Below are 15,565 nucleotides of genomic sequence, written 5' to 3' on the forward strand. Positions count from 1 at the left end.
GACATGATTCCCAGCCGTAAGGTTGAAGACGTCGTCCAGTGGCTCAAGACATATCCGAATTTAAAGTTTGTTGTTAGAGATGGGGCAAGCTTTTATCGCAAAGCAATCAAGATAAGCCATCCAGAAGCAATACAAGTATCTGATCGGTTTCATTATACTGTCACCGTAACCAAGTATTTTCACCAAGCAATTATTGACGCATTACCAAGCCGTATCAAATTAAATAATGAGGATCTAGATGCACTGAATATACAGAATTTTGGAATCCACCAAACTGAATCTAAGGCAAAACAGCAGCATACCAAGTTGCGTCAGACTGTTTGCCAGCTCGTGGCTAAGGGCATGACGCGAGCGGCTGTGGCTAAACATTTTTCAATCTCCAGACGAACTGTACAACACTATTTATCATCCGATTGGTCATGGCATACGCATCCTACACATAATGCGCTTAAGCCATATTTAAGCGAAATCGTGGAAATGTATCAGGCTGGCAAAAACAAGAAAGAAATATATAAGCACATCGTAGCGAAGGGTTATCAGCGTACTTACAGTACCTTCCTACAATACATCAAGGTAAGCAGGATAATCAAGTCACTGCGACTCAAATTGCAAGCCTAGTATATCGTCGTAAGGGCAATTGTAGCTATACACCTGTGGTTCGCCTTACGATGCTTCAATATCCGGAAATCAAGAAGCTTCTTTCATTACTCATGGACTTTATCGATATAACCACAGGTCGTTCTGAAGAATCACTCGATGATTGGATCAGAGGCGTTAAAGCGAATGGGAATGAGCATTTAAGCAAAGTTTGCGACGTAATTAAGCCTGATAAAGTAGCCATCAACAACTCAGTCAAGTATCCTCACTATAGCAATGGGCCAGTAGAAGGACTGAATAACCGCACGAAAACAATCAAACGCGCTGTTTATGGGCGCTGTAGTTTTTTATCATTAAAAGAGAGAATCCTACTTATCGAGAAATATGGTGCGGCATAAGCCTTAATCGCCAAACGTTAGAAAGAACCGAATAATCTCACCGCTGAGCCACACGTCCTGAGGCGGTTGCTAGGCAGCATTGAGCCGATCTGCAATCGAAGCGAAGGATTTGACGAAGTTTTTTTTGCGAGCTAGAGGTCAAAATAATCGTCCAAATCAGTTTGTGGTACGGCAATGTCAACTGATTTGGATCCGAAGGTCAGGACATTTTTCATCGGTTGAACATCTCTACTCGTCTCCTCAACAATCCTTGGGGGAAATCAACCAATTCAGCTGATCCATCAAGAACTTGCCTCAGTTCATCAAGCAGACTGTACTGATGTCGCCAATTTTAAAACTTGTACCCGCTCGCCAGACAATCTTTGAGTGGAGCGCGATCGATCTAGCTGATTCATCAAGAACTTGCCTCAGTTTATCAGACCGACTGTACTGGTGTCACCAATTCAAGGATTGTAACCACTAACCACGGTCGTCAATGGCGTGGTGCCCCATCAATTGACAATAGCTTGCCAGTCGGCGTGAGTGTTCAAACGGCTGTTAAAACGTTGAGCGGCTGGAGCGGAGAAATTCGGGGTGAGATCGCCGTGAAATTGGTCTTAGTGGCTTTGCCACTTAGACCAAGGCTCAGCTTTGAGATTCGCGGGTTTTGCGAAGCTCAAAGTGACGCCCACAGCGAGCTCACCCCGAATTTCGCAGCGCAAGCTGCGGCCAAGCTACTTTTGCCTGCACGTTACCGAAAATCAGAACAGCGAGAGTTGATTCTCATCTGGCAAGTCATTCAAGACACCATTGGCGCTCAGGTAATCGATCAATGTTTTGGAAACTTTCCCCCGGGTCGCTAAATCTTCTTTCGATAGGAAGGGACGTTCGGCGCGAGCGGCAACGATTTGCTTCGCCACGTTGCCGCCTAAACCAGGAATCGCTTTGAAAGGCGCCAAAATTGTTCGTTCATCAAGAATCAGGAAATTCTCCGAATCAGATTTTTCAATATCAACCATTTTGATCTCATAACCGCGTTCCAAACATTCATTGGCCAGCTCTAAAACAGTTAACAAATTGGCTTGCTTGACCGCGCGACTCTTGCCCTTCTCATTGATTTCATCGTTCAACTCTTTCATCCGCGCTTTAACGGCTTCTTTGCCATGACTCATGGCGACCAGATCATAATCATCAGCGCGCACTGAGAAATAAGTGGCGTAATAAATGATCGGGAAATAAACCTTGAAGTAAGCAATTCGTAGCGCCATCAAAATATAAGCCGTCGCATGTGCCTTCGGGAACATATATTTTATTTTCAGGCAAGAATCAATGTACCAGGCCGGCACGTGCTCATTTTCCCGCAACGTTTCTTGCCACTCTTCCTTCATCCCTTTCCCCTTCCGGACGCTTTCCATGATCTGGAAGCTTAACTGCGAGTCAACACCCCAGTGGATCAAGTCCATCATGATGTTGTCCCGGCAGCCGATCACATCCTTCAAGGTGACGACCCCCTGATTGATCAATTCTTCGGCATTGCCCAGCCAAACGTCGGTCCCGTGGGACAAGCCAGAAATTTGCAGCAGTTCCGCAAAGGTGCTGGGATGAGTTTCCTCCAACATCCCCCGGACAAAAGCGGTCCCGAATTCAGGGACACCCAGGGTGCCGGTTTTGGAATTGATTTGTTCTGGGGTCACACCCAGCGCCTGGGTTCCGGAGAACAGGGACAAAACTCCGGGATCATCGGTGGGAATCGTGACCGGATCAATCCCGGACAAGTCTTGCAACATCCGAATCATGGTCGGGTCATCATGACCAAGAATATCTAATTTCAAAATATTATCGTGGATCGAGTGGAAATCAAAGTGGGTCGTCCGCCAAGCGGCATCGGTTTTGTCGGCAGGGAATTGGATCGGTGTAAAATCATAAATATCCATATAATCGGGCACAACGATGATCCCAGCCGGATGTTGGCCAGTCGTGCGCTTAACGCCAGTGGCGCCAGCGGCCAAGCGATCCAACTCCGCCCCGCGTAAATGTAAATCATTGACCTCTTCATAATGTTTCACATAACCGTAAGCGGTTCGATCGGCGACCGTTCCAATCGTGCCCGCGCGGAAAACATATTTTTCACCGAAGAGGACCTTGGTATAATTATGGGCAATTGGCTGATAATCCCCAGAAAAGTTCAAATCGATATCCGGAACCTTGTCGCCACGGAAGCCCAAGAAGGTTTCAAAGGGAATATCGTGACCATCTTTGATCAGCGGTGTCCCACAGTTGGGGCAATCTTTGTCCGGCAAGTCAAAACCGGAGCCATATTCCCCCTTGGTAAAAAACTCGCTGTACTTGCACTTGGCACAACGGTAATGCGGCGGCAAAGGATTGACCTCGGTGATCCCGGTCATGGTCGCCACTAAACTGGATCCCACCGAACCCCGTGAACCAACCAAATAGCCATCTTTATTACTTTTGAACACTAATTTCTGGGAAATCAAGTAAATAACCGAGAAACCATTGCCGATGATCGACTTCAACTCTTTCTTGACCCGAGCGTCGACGATTTCTGGCAACGGGTCGCCGTAAAGTTGATGAGCCTTCGTCATCGCCAAGTCGCGAATTTCATCTTCCGCGCCAGGCATTTTCGGCGTGTACAGCTTGTCTTTGACCGGGGTGATCCCGTCATCAACGAGATCCGCCACTTTGTTAGTATTGGTAATGACGATTTCTTTGGCCTTTTCTGGTCCGAGGAAGTCAAACGCCGCCAACATTTCCGCCGTGGACAGGAAATGCACATCCGGCAAAAGTTGCCGACTTAGCGGGTTACTTTTATCCGCTCGAATTAGGATCTCCCGATAAATCGCGTCCCGCGGGTCCAGATAATGGACATCGCCGGTGGCCACGACTGGTTTACCTAAATCATCGCCTAGCTTGACAATGTTCTTCAGAATATCTTCCAGCGCCGTGTCATCATTGATCAACTCCCGCTGGATCAGCGGCTGATAAACGGCCTTAGGCATCACTTCTAAATAATCGTAGTACATCGCCTTTTGCCGCGCTTCTTCGTAACCTTTTTGCATCATGCTGGTGAAAACTTCGCCGGCATCGCAGGCCGAGCCCACCATGATTCCCTCACGATATCGATTCAGCAACGATCGGGGAACGCGGGCCACCCGGTAAAAGTAGTTGACCATGGCGCCGGAAATGATCTTGAACAAGTTCTTCAATCCGGCCTGGGTTTGGGCGATCAAAATAGCGTGGTGCGGCCGCGCCATCCGCCAACCGGTCCCATCGCCAATGTGCTCATTCAGCTGATTGAGATTGGTGGTGGCAAAGCGCTGATTCATTTCTTTCAGCAACGCGAAATACAACAATCCGGTAGCTTCAGCGTCAGAATCCGCTCGGTGATGGTGCTCCAGCACGATGTTGTACCGCTTCGACAAGGTATCCAATTTATGATTGGCGTTTTCCGGATGGAGCGTCCGCGACATTTCCAAGGTATCCACCACCGGATTATGAATCGAGGTCCGCTTCAGTCGATGCAAAGCCGCGTTCAAAAAGCCGATATCAAAGGTGACGTTATGCCCAACAACCACCGCGTCACCAATGAAATCCATGAACTCGCCGATAACCTCGGCTTCGGATCCACCAGCTTTGACCATTTCATCAGTGATGTTGGTCAAATTGATGGTCGTCGCCGATAACGGATGGCCCGGATCAATAAAGCGGTCATAGCGTTCCAAAACTTGGCCATTTTGCATTCGAACCGCGCCAATTTCGATGATCGTATCATAAACCGCCGATAAGCCGGTGGTTTCCACGTCAAAGATCACGTAGGTCGCATCGGCAGCGACTTCATCTCGCAAGTTGTACGCGACGGTATTACCATCATCGACTAAATTTATTTCCACCCCGTACATCAACTTTAGACCATATTTTTGACTGGCCGCATGGGCATCGGGAAAGGATTGGGCGCCGACATGATCGGTCAATGCCAACGCCGTTTGACCCCAAGCTTTGGCGCGTTTCGCGAAATCACCAATACTGTTGGTCGCGTCCATTTGACTCATATTCGTGTGCAAATGTAATTCGACCCGCTTCTGTTCACCGGTGTAGGCCTCTTGTGGTTCTGGATGTTGGAAGATCTCCATCTCATTGGCGTTGAGCACCAACTCATGGGTGAATTGATCGTTCTGGACACTCCCCTGGGCTCGGACCCAAACCCCTTTCTTGAACTGCTCGAAAATGGCCAAATCATTCCCACGTTTGCGGGAGAAACACTTGATCATGATCGAATCAGTATAGTCGGTAATTTCCAGTGTCAACAAAGAACGCCCCGAGTTAAAGGTGCGGATCTCACTGGCAAAAGCATACCCTTGGACATAAACATTGCGTTCTTCTTGTTCGATTTGATTTAGGGTGATCATTGGTGACTTGGGTTCCACCCCGCTCCCGATCACCGCCGGCACGTCGGAACTGGCAGCTGTTGGCGCTTGTTGGCGCTGCTGTTGCTGGGCGGCGGCTTTTTGCGCGGCCTGCTGGGCGAACTCGCGATCAGCCACCGCCTGTTTCGCCTTCAATTCTTCGATTTTAGCTTGAGCCTGGGAATCGTCTAATTGGATCTGAAAGCGCAACAAAGGAAAGCCCACTTGTTGATAGGCTGTTTGGATCGGGCCCAGGGCTTGCTTTTCCATGAAGCTCTTGACGATTTCGTTGTCAACTTGTAGATACAGACGTTGATCTTGCAATTCGGGTAATTGGTTTTGACAAACCTCGGTGATCATTGGCGAATCGATCCCCGTTTGGCCGATTACATATTGCCAGTAAGCGCCCAAGTTCGTCTGGGTCACCACGGGCGCGGTCGTTGTCACCGCTAACTCCACCTGGGCAATATCTTGAAACGCCGTCCGCAGTTGCGTTTGGAATTGCTGGAAAACCGCAAAGGGCAGAATATCGGGCAACTGCAACTTGAAGGTCCAGCGTCCTGAGATCTCATGAACCACCACTTCAGTAAGTTGTGCCGCCGTGAAGCTATCCTGCTGGTCCGCCGGCCAATTGATCTGTTCCAATAATTTGCCCATCAAATTTTCTTGCGTCAAATGATTTCTCCTTTTCTTGCTTGACTCAGTCGCCACGGTTCCTAACCTCGTTCAGCGAGAGCATCGGCGCGCTAAGACCCCAGTTTCACACCTGACAAAAATGAGACCAAGTGACCCAGCTGACCGCCGCCCCTTCGTCTCATTTTCAGATTACTAACAGTTTAGGAAGCCGAGCGGGTCAGGAAGATCTGCAAGACATTGATCAGATCGTCCTTCTTGACCTCCACGTTCTCACCGGTTTCGCGCAATTGCACTTCGACTACACCTTCACTGGCCTTCTTGCCCACCGTGATCCGGATCGGCAAACCGATCAATTCGGATTCCGCGAACTTCACGCCAGGACGTTCCTTGCGGTCATCAATTAAATAGGTCAGCCCCGCTTGACGCAAAATCCCTTCGATTTCACTGGTCAAGGCCGCCTGTTCTTCGTTCTTCAAATTGATCGGAATCAAATGAATATCAAAAGGCGCCACCGCCCGCGGCCAAACAATGCCCTGCTCGTCAGAGTGTTGTTCAACGATCGCGGACAACAACCGGGAAACACCGATTCCATAGCAGCCCATGATCAATGGTTGTTCGCGCCCATTTTCGTCTAAGAAATTGGCATGGAACGTCTCAGTATAACGGGTGCCCAGTTTGAAGATATGCGCGATTTCGATGCCGCGGGTGAAATGCAAGGTGCTAGTGCCATCCATCGCCGTATCCCCTTCACGCACAAAGCGCAGATCCGTGACACTCTCTGGTGTTAACGGGAAGTCGCGACCGGGATTAACGTTGGTCAAATGGTGGCCGGCCTCATTGGCGCCAACTACAGCGTTGATCATTTTCGTGACGGTTTCATCGGCCACGACCCGAATTTCTTCAGCGATTCCAACTGGTCCCACTGAACCGACCGGTGCTTGGAGCCACTGTTTGACCTCATCATCTGAAGCCATTTCTAAGAAATCGGCTTTCAAGAAGTTTTTCAATTTAACATCGTTGATGTCATAATCGCCCCGAATCAGAGCTAACACCGGTTGGCCGTCCGCCATGAACAAGACACTCTTGATCAATTTCTTGGCGTCGATCTGCAGGAACGCGGCTACTTCGGCAATCGTTCCAGCATCAGGAGTCGCCACTTTCGTCATGGCCAGCTCCGGTTCCTGGGTCGGAATATACTTGTCCACGTTGCGCGCCATTTCCAAGTTCGCCGCGTAGTCATTATTATCCGTATAAACGATGGTGTCTTCACCAATTTCAGCGATGGCGGAGAATTCCCGCGAATCACTGCCACCCATGGCGCCGGCGTCCCCGATAATGACCCGATAGTTCAAGCCCACGCGGTCAAAGATCGCGCGATATGCTTTCTCTGTGGCGTGAAAAACATCATCCAACTGCTTTTCGTTGGCTGAAAATGAATAGCCATCTTTCATGACGAATTCGCGACCGCGAAGTAAGCCATAACGCGGCCGATCTTCATCGCGGAATTTTGTCTTGATTTGATAGAGGGTCAATGGCAGTTTCTTGTATGAACGAATTTCGTTTCGAACGAGATCAGTCACCGTTTCCTCGTGGGTCGGTCCTAAGACGAAATCACGTTGATGACGGTCCTTCAGCTTGAACAAGTTGTCGCCATAAGTGTCATAGCGCCCGCTTTCATGCCACAGATCCGCGGGAATCAACTCCGGCATTGAGACCTCAACCGCGCCCGTTTCCTCGATTTCTTGGCGAATGATTGCCTCGATTTTGTGCAGGACTTTCACCGCCAAGGGCAAGTAAGTATAGACCCCAGCAGAAGTTTGGCGAATATACCCCGCCCGCAACATCAACTGATGACTACGCGCTTCTGCATCCGCCGGATTTTCCTTCAACGTCGGAATAAACATTTGTGACTGTTTCATGCCAAAACTCCTCCAAAAAACTTTTTTACTTAATGAAATAGCGGACGATATCATTCCAGGTCACCGCGACCATTAAAATCAACAAAAAGCCCGCGCCGATCAATGTGATGATGCCCTCTTTTTCCACAGGAATCGGTTTGCGGCGAATGGCCTCGATCAGGTTCAACAGGATCTTACCGCCATCCAGCCCAGGAATCGGAACCAAATTGACCAAACCTAAGTTGATCGATAACATCGCCAAGAAATAAACAATATTAACTAAACCGCCACTAACAACTTGGGCGGTACTGTTGTAAATGCCCACGGGACCAGACAATTTATTCAGACTGAACCCACCAGTGAAGAACGACCCCAGCACCTGCAAAATCCGGCCCGCTAGATCCCAAGTCGCGGTAAAGCCATACTTCAACTTCGCGCCCAGACTGCGATCAACCGCGTTCGTGATCCCGATTTGCCCATATTTGGTTTTACTGCTGGCATCGGTCACAGTTTTCGGTGTCAAGGTTGTGGTTGCCGTCGCCTTGTCCCGTTGATAAGTAATCTTGGTCTTTTGACCATAACGCTTCTGGATCGCGGTCACCAATTCAGTCCAATTCGCGGTCGCTTGACCATTGACTTGAGTGATCTGGTCGCCCGCTTTCAAGCCAGCTTGGGCGGCGACTGAATCACTGGTCACGGTGCCGATTGCATTACTGCTACTGACGACTCCACCTTGCAGGAAAGCCACGATCATGAAGCCGACGATCGCCAACAAGAAATTGTTGAACGGCCCGGCAAAATTCGTCAAGATCCGCCGACCAACCGTCGCTGATTGGAATTGCACATCGCGCGGGGCAATTTGGACCTCGGTACCATCTTTTTCAATGATCAAGGCGTCATGATCCACCTGATAAGTCCGCGGTTGATCGGGATCCGCGTTCTCGTTGCCACTGATCGTCAACGCATCCACCAAATCAGCTTTCCCGATTTGCAGCGGGATCCCGGACAAGTTGCCACTTTCCTCGCTAATGTCGATCACCGTGACCACGCCGGCGTCATTGAGTTGCACGGTGCCACTGGTGCCAGGTTCAATCGCCGAATCATCATCTTCAGCGCCTGCCATTCGCACGTAGCCGCCAATCGGCAACCAACGAATGGTGAAGGTCGTATGATTCCGGCGCCAACTGACCATTTTCGGGCCAAAACCAATAGAAAATTCCCGCACCAAAATACCCGAACGGCGCGCCACATAATAGTGACCGAATTCGTGGAAGACGACCAAAATACTGAAAATGATCAGGAAAATCAATATCGTTTTTAACACTATCTCAAACTCCCTTACGTTGCGGCCAAAAACGATCGCTTCTGAACGCTGACACTAGGTGATCAACAACTGCTGGGTAACGCTTAAGTCGCTTAAAACATGCCGAACCAATGTAACATTGGTAAGACAAACAACAAACTGTCAAAGCGGTCTAAGATCCCGCCGTGTCCCGGCAAAATCTTGCCTGAGTCTTTAACACCATAATACCGCTTGTAAGCCGACTCCACCAAGTCGCCCATCTGCCCGAAAATGGAGAAAATCAGGGTAAGCACCATCATGCCCCAGAAATTGTGATAACCAACGGGGAAGAAGTGCAAGTAAATCGCCCCAATGACCAACGCGCAGACCGTGCCGGCAATACTGCCTTCCCATGTTTTGTTGGGACTGATTGCGGGCCACAATTTGTGTTTGCCAATTTTACGACCGAAGGAATACGCGCCAATATCAGTAGACCAAATCACCACTAAAATAAAGCAAAGCATCGCTAAGCCATCGCCATGGACACCGCGGACAGCGACCAATGAATGGAAGCCATTCCCGATGTAAACAATGGCCAGGGTGTTGATGCCAATATCATCAATATTGGTGCGATTCTTCGTCAGCACCGTCACGATCAGCAGCAAAGCGATCGTGATCGCGAAAATATCGAAGCGCGACAAATATTTCGGCAAATTAACAAAGGCGCCATCTGGCAAGACCAAAGTGATGATCCCCAAGGCGGAAATAAAGAAATCCGGTGAGATGATGATCCGCTTACGCATAATAAACATCTCAGACAAGCCAATCAAGGCCAACGCGATCGCCGCCACGTCGATCCAAACACCACCTAAAATGATGATGGGAATGAAAATAATCAAGGCGACCACCGCCGTAATAACCCGTTGCTTCATATCAAATGAACTCCTGTCTTTTACAATCTCAATAAACTAAGCCAAACCGCCGTAACGACGCTGACGCTGTTGATAGGCGGCCACCGCCTGGGCCAAGTCTTGTTGACTGAAGTCCGGCCAATGAACGTCGACGAAATAAAACTCACTGTAAGCCAGTTGCCACAACAAAAAATTCGACAAACGCAACTCACCGCTAGTCCGAATCAACAGGTCTGGATCCGCGTAACGACCAAGATCGCTGGTCATCAAATGCTGACCGATCTGCTGCTCGTCGATCTGTTCCGGTGCCAACCGTCCAGCCGCGACTTCTTGAGCCAGCTCCTGGACCGCCACCGTGATCTCGGCACGACTGCCATAGTTTAACGCAAAATTCAAAATCATGCCAGTGTTGGCCGCTGTCTGTGCCATGGCGTCATAAGTGACCTGCCGTGTTTTCTCGGGCAGTTGATCAAGAAAGCCCATCACCTTAACTTGCACATTTTCCGCCATTAATTCCGGCAGAAATGTATTAAAGAAGTCGATCGGCAGCTGCATCAAATAATTGACTTCATCTGTCGGTCGCCGCCAATTTTCCGTTGAAAAAGCATAGAGGGTCAAGACTTTGACCCCCATCTGACTAGCCGCTTTGGTGATTGTTTTGACATTATCCATGCCGGCCTTATGACCGAAAGCGCGGGGACGGTGATGCGCCTTGGCCCAGCGCCCATTGCCATCCATAATGATCGCCACATGTTCCGGGATCTTTTCGATATCAGACACCTGCACTCGCCTCCTGGACAATTCGCCGCCGCTTAAACTTCAGTGATCTCGTCTTCCTTCAATTTAGCGATCGCGTCAACGCCTTTGACCGCCTCATCGGTAACCTTCTGCAAATCTTTCTCCAAGCCATGAAGATCATCTTCTGAAATTTCGCTATTTTTTTCTTGTTTCCGTAACGCTTCCAGGGCTTCCCGGCGGACATTACGAATCGCGATCTTGGCGTTTTCAGCGTCTTTGCCGACCTCTTTCGCCAATTCACGCCGCCGTTCCCCCGTTAATTGTGGGATCACCAAGCGGATCACGTCGCCATCATTGGCGGGATTCAAGCCCAAATCAGAGGCCAAAATCGCCTTTTCAATGTCATTCAAAGAAGTCTTGTCATAAGGCTTGATCATCAAAACCCGAGCTTCTGGCACATTGATCGCCGCCATTTGGTTCAACGGTGTCGGCGCGCCATAATAATCAACATTGATCCGGTTCAGCAAGCTAGCATTGGCCCGGCCGGCCCGGATGCTTTGGAGATCACGTTGCAGTGACTCTTGGGACTTCTTCATGTTTTCTTGCGCTTTGTCAATAATTGGATTCGCCATTATTTCTTACCTCCACTGATTTTCGTTCCGATCGTTTCACCTTCAACGACCCGTTTGATGTTGCCTGGCACAGTCATGTTGAAAACAACAAAAGGAATGTCATTGTCCATTGATAAACTGCTGGCCGTTGAATCCATGACCCGCAAGCCTTTATTAATAATATCCAATTGCGTCAACTCGTCAAATTTAACGGCTTTCGGATCAACATTCGGATCCGCGTTGTAGACCCCATCGACATTATTCTTCGCCATCAAAATCACATCGGCGTCGATTTCCGCCGCCCGTAAAGCCGCCGCGGAATCCGTTGAGAAATAAGGATTCCCCGTGCCGCCAGCGAAAATCACGATCCGACCTTTTTCCAAATTCCGAATCGCGCGCCGCCGAATATAAGGCTCAGCAACTTGGCGCATTTCAATCGCGGTTTGCACCCGAACTTCTTCGCCCAGATTCTCCAGCCCATCTTGCAACGCTAAGGCGTTCATGACTGTCGCTAGCATGCCCATGGAGTCGGCCTGCGCACGATCCATGCCCATCTCCGCGCCAGTTTCACCGCGCCAAATATTACCGCCACCAACAACGATCCCGATCTCAACACCCAAATCGTGGACTTCCTTGATTTCTTGAGCGATTTTTTTGATCACTGGTGGATGGATGCCAAAGCCTTTTTCACCGGCTAACGCTTCCCCACTTAATTTCAAGACGATTCGTTTATATTTGATTTTTGTCATCATTATGCCTCCGTTATCTGCTAAATAACATTCTACCATATGTTGCCAGAAGTCCGAATTCTTTTTACAAAAAAGTTAGCTTAATGGGGGTTTGGTTGTCGTTTGGCGGTGGTGGTGCACTTCGCTGATAAAAGTAGGTTGGCCGCGGCTTGCGCTGCGAAATTCGGGGTGAGCTCGCTGTGGGCATCACTTTGAGCTTTTCGGAAGGGCACCGAAAATCTCAAAGCTGAGCCTTATTCTAAGCGGCAAAGCCGCTAAGAATAACGACACGGCGATCTCACCCCGAATTTCTCCGCTCCAGCCGCTCAACGTTATAACAGCCGCTTGAGCACTCACGCCAGCCGGCAAGCTATGGGCAATCGATGGGGATCCACGCAATTGACGGCCGTGGTTAGTGGGTACCAGCCTTAAATTGGTGATACCAGTGCAGTCTGTCTGATGAACAAAGCTAGTTCTTAGCAAATCAACCAAATCGATCGGTGGCTACCCAAGAATTGTTAAGGGAACGAGCAGAGATGTTCAACCGACGCAAAATATACCGATCTCCTAATCCAAATCCGTTGGCATTGCCGTACCACCAAAAAGTGGGCAATTGTTTGACCTCTACCTTGCAAAACCACTTTTCCAGATACCCAACTCCGATTGCAGATGAGCTCAATTCTGCCTAGCAACCGGGTCGGGCCATGCGGCTCAGCGGTGAAATTATTCTTTGCGGCTTTGCCGCTTAGAATAAGGATCGATTTTGAGACAAGCCGCGGGTTTCGGATTGGCTCAAAACGACGCCCACTGCGTTCCAGCCGCACAAATGGCCCGACCCGGTTGCGTCACCACCAACCCCACCAAAACTTACAATCAAGCAAAAGGCTCAGGACCCAGGCCAGCAAGCTAATGAAAGAAATAGCGTAAGGTAAAGACTGAACCGACACCAACAGCTGAACGGACCGCAATATCGCCATGATCATGCTCGACGATTGCTTTGGCCAAGGCCAACCCGATCCCGACGCTATTTTGATCAGCGGGCTGGCCGTTTGCGCGTGGTGCGCGATAAAATCGTTCAAAAATGTGCGGGAGATCGACCGGCGCGATTCCGCCGCCTTGATCGGTGACCGTGATCGTGGTGAATAATTTATTGCTCGTTAACGCAATTGAAATCGTCGTTTCCGGATCTGAATGTTCAATACAGTTTTTGAGAATATTACTGAGTGCTTCGCTCTGCCACTTGGGATCACACATAATTGGTTGGCCGACGCCGGTGGATTCTAGGCTCACACCGCGCAAATCGGCCAAGACACTGACGCGATCACAAGCATCCTGGACAATGTTTTGCGGCGCGGTGGTCTGCGGGTGAAATTGGACGGTGGCCGCATCAAATTTGGATAATTTAAGTAAAGCGGCCACGAGGAAATTAATGCTGGTGGTCTCATGTTTGATTCGCTGGAGGAAATCGGTGCGGACCGCGGGCGCCATCTCGGGATCATCCAAAATGTTATCGACCATCACCAAAATCGAAGTTAGCGGCGTCTTGATTTGATGAGAAATATCGGAAAGCGCGTCCTTGAGCAGCCGCTTATCTCGCAGCGAATTGGCGGCAGCCTCCCGCAAAACGATGGTAGTTTTATGCAACTCATTGCGCAGGATCGACAACTCATCTTCACTATAATCCGCCAGATTCAATTGATATTCGCGCCGATTGATTGCCGCCACGTCAGCCACGATTTGTTGCAGGTCCGCATCTTTGCGGCGATTGTAGCGCAAGAAAATAACTAAAATCCCACCGACCAATAAACAAATCAACCCTAGATCCAAGCCCACGAAAACCCAGCGTTGCCGGTTCAAGCCGCCAATTACCTGATCAACTTGGAAATCGAGACCGTATGCCCGCAGACTAGGCGACGCGGAGGTTGGCGGTTGCGCCAAAATCGCGACCAACTCGCCTTGAGTCACTTGCGGATACTTGCTGGCCACCATAGCGATAATCGTTGCTAAAGCTTGATTGACACGAACGTTAACAAGATGATCCTGCCACCAAATCAAGCCCAACAATAAAACCAAGCCACCACAAGTCAGTCCGCTGACCTGGCGCAGCAGCCGTTTCAATTCCACTTTATTTTGCATCACGACCGGTCTCCTTGAGGCGTGCGGTCGATCCGATAGCCCTGCCCCTTCACCGTTTTGATCAAGTCAGCGCCGACTTTCTCGCGGATTCGTTTCAGATACACGGTGACCGCATTATCACTAATATCGTTGCCAGTCCATTCCCAAACCTTGTCAATAATCGTTGTCCGCCGCACGACCTGATTCAGATTTTCCAACAACAAGATCAAGATTTTCAACTCAAGACTGGTTAAACTGACCAGTTGGCCCGCTACCGTCACCGTCAACTTACTCTGGTCAAAAACCAACGCTCCCACCTCGATTTGCCGATTTTCCGGACGCAAATATTTAGCGACCCGCGCCAGCAACTCCTTGGTCGAAAAGGGCTTGGTCATGTAGTCCGCCGCCCCTAAATCCAACCCGTGGACCACATCATCTTCATCATCACGAGCCGTTAAGAAAATTGTGGGTAATTGCGTGGCCGCCACTTCTTCTTGATAAAAGGTAAAACCGTCACCATCTGGTAAGGCCACATCCAAAATCAGCAATCGCGGCCGCGTCTGGGTCAAAAAAGCCCGGGCTGCCGCTAAGGTTGTGCAAGTTTGTAAGTCGTAGCCTTTTTGTCGAAACGAATAAGTTAAGCCCAAGGCAATATTGGGATTGTCTTCCACTAATAACAATGTCATGCTGTCTTCCTCCTCTTTCATTATAACCGACTCCAGGCGGCTTCACTAGCCTGAACTGCCCTTGCTTGGTGCGCTTCGTCAAGCGCAGAAGCCAGTTGTGTGCAACACGTTTTAATGTTGGCCGCAGCTTGCGCTGCGAAATTCGGGGTGAGCTCGCTGTGGGCGCTGTTTTGAGCCAATCCGCAAAGTACGCGGCTTGTCTCAAAATCAGGCCTTGGTCTAAGTGGCATAGCCACTAAGACCAATTTCACGGCGATCTCACCCCGAATTTCTCCGCTCCAGCCGCTCAACGTTATAACAGCCGTCTGAGCACTCACGCCATTTTGCAAGCTATCGCCAATTGATGGGGAACCACGCAAATGACGACCGTGGTTAGTGGTCACCAGCTTTAAATTGGTGACACCAGTACAGTCTGCCTGATGAACTAGGGCAAGTTCTAGATGAATCAACTGAATCAGTCGATTGCGAACTCAAACTCGCTTAGGTAAGTGAGATAAAGTTGGTGGCACTACCCGAAATGTATCGACCTACAAATCCGAATCTGTTGGTGTTACCGTCCCATTCC

Annotated in this window: 16 protein-coding genes; 4 read left to right on the forward strand and 12 right to left on the reverse strand. The window is 49.6% G+C overall.

Features of this window, described 5'->3' with window-relative positions; all coding sequences use genetic code 11:
• From ACYVSB_RS11660 to ACYVSB_RS11670, 3 genes are all read left to right on the forward strand, one after another.
• Positions 1-618 (forward strand): helix-turn-helix domain-containing protein (locus tag ACYVSB_RS11660; RefSeq protein ID WP_461219524.1); only part of this gene is annotated, 618 nt, incomplete at its 5' end.
• Positions 619-653: 35 nt separating this feature from the next.
• Positions 654-995: a transposase gene (locus ACYVSB_RS11665; RefSeq protein ID WP_461219525.1), complete on the forward strand. Its 342-nt coding sequence runs from the start codon at positions 654-656 to the stop codon at positions 993-995.
• 518 nt (positions 996-1,513) lie between these two features.
• Complete coding sequence (locus tag ACYVSB_RS11670; protein WP_461219526.1) at positions 1,514-1,837, forward strand: hypothetical protein; 324 nt, start codon at positions 1,514-1,516, stop codon at positions 1,835-1,837.
• On the opposite strand, the gene ACYVSB_RS11675 is transcribed toward ACYVSB_RS11670, so the two are convergent.
• The 9 genes from ACYVSB_RS11675 to ACYVSB_RS11715 form a co-directional block, all read right to left on the reverse strand.
• Positions 1,736-6,052 carry a PolC-type DNA polymerase III gene (locus tag ACYVSB_RS11675; protein ID WP_461219573.1) on the reverse strand — a complete coding sequence of 1,439 codons (4,317 nt, stop codon included), beginning with the start codon at positions 6,050-6,052 and terminating at the stop codon, positions 1,736-1,738. The genes ACYVSB_RS11670 and ACYVSB_RS11675 overlap by 102 nt on opposite strands.
• A 179-nt stretch (positions 6,053-6,231) precedes the next feature.
• Positions 6,232-7,950 (reverse strand): proline--tRNA ligase, encoded by a 1,719-nt coding sequence (locus ACYVSB_RS11680; protein ID WP_461219527.1) that lies wholly within the window; start codon positions 7,948-7,950, stop codon positions 6,232-6,234.
• 25 nt (positions 7,951-7,975) lie between these two features.
• Positions 7,976-9,253 carry an RIP metalloprotease RseP gene (rseP, locus tag ACYVSB_RS11685; protein ID WP_461219528.1) on the reverse strand — a complete coding sequence of 426 codons (1,278 nt, stop codon included), beginning with the start codon at positions 9,251-9,253 and terminating at the stop codon, positions 7,976-7,978.
• Positions 9,254-9,345: 92 nt separating this feature from the next.
• Entirely contained in the window at positions 9,346-10,143 is a 798-nt protein-coding gene (locus ACYVSB_RS11690; RefSeq protein WP_461219529.1) for a phosphatidate cytidylyltransferase, read from the reverse strand.
• 36 nt (positions 10,144-10,179) lie between these two features.
• On the reverse strand, positions 10,180-10,860 hold the full coding sequence (locus ACYVSB_RS11695) for an isoprenyl transferase (RefSeq protein ID WP_461219574.1): 681 nt from the start codon (positions 10,858-10,860) through the stop codon (positions 10,180-10,182).
• A 74-nt stretch (positions 10,861-10,934) separates the two neighbouring features.
• Complete coding sequence (gene frr, locus ACYVSB_RS11700) at positions 10,935-11,492, reverse strand: ribosome recycling factor (protein ID WP_125596228.1); 558 nt, start codon at positions 11,490-11,492, stop codon at positions 10,935-10,937.
• Complete coding sequence (gene pyrH, locus ACYVSB_RS11705; RefSeq protein WP_461219530.1) at positions 11,492-12,220, reverse strand: UMP kinase; 729 nt, start codon at positions 12,218-12,220, stop codon at positions 11,492-11,494. Before pyrH ends, frr begins: the two co-directional genes overlap by 1 nt.
• Positions 12,221-12,300: 80 nt before the next feature.
• Positions 12,301-12,432, reverse strand: coding sequence for a hypothetical protein (locus ACYVSB_RS11710; RefSeq protein ID WP_461219531.1), 132 nt, complete (start codon positions 12,430-12,432; stop codon positions 12,301-12,303).
• Positions 12,407-12,682, reverse strand: a complete 276-nt coding sequence (locus tag ACYVSB_RS11715; protein ID WP_461219532.1) for a hypothetical protein — start codon at positions 12,680-12,682, stop codon at positions 12,407-12,409. Before ACYVSB_RS11715 ends, ACYVSB_RS11710 begins: the two co-directional genes overlap by 26 nt.
• Positions 12,683-12,916: 234 nt before the next feature.
• On the opposite strand from ACYVSB_RS11715, the gene ACYVSB_RS11720 reads away from it, so the two are divergent.
• A complete protein-coding gene (locus ACYVSB_RS11720; RefSeq protein WP_461219533.1) occupies positions 12,917-13,126 on the forward strand; it encodes a hypothetical protein in 210 nt (69 codons plus the stop codon).
• Here ACYVSB_RS11720 and ACYVSB_RS11725 read toward each other — a convergent pair.
• The 3 genes from ACYVSB_RS11725 to ACYVSB_RS11735 are packed head-to-tail and all read right to left on the reverse strand — an operon-like array spanning position 13,106 to position 15,449.
• Entirely contained in the window at positions 13,106-14,335 is a 1,230-nt protein-coding gene (locus tag ACYVSB_RS11725) for a sensor histidine kinase (protein WP_461219534.1), read from the reverse strand. The two genes, ACYVSB_RS11720 and ACYVSB_RS11725, sit on opposite strands and share 21 nt — an antisense overlap.
• Positions 14,335-15,000, reverse strand: coding sequence for a response regulator transcription factor (locus ACYVSB_RS11730; protein WP_461219535.1), 666 nt, complete (start codon positions 14,998-15,000; stop codon positions 14,335-14,337). The genes ACYVSB_RS11725 and ACYVSB_RS11730 overlap by 1 nt, the downstream gene beginning before the upstream one ends.
• Positions 15,001-15,020: 20 nt before the next feature.
• Positions 15,021-15,449, reverse strand: coding sequence for a hypothetical protein (locus ACYVSB_RS11735; RefSeq protein WP_461219536.1), 429 nt, complete (start codon positions 15,447-15,449; stop codon positions 15,021-15,023).
• Positions 15,450-15,565 lie beyond the last annotated feature (116 nt).

The sequence above is a fragment of the Lapidilactobacillus salsurivasis genome, from assembly GCF_054785215.1.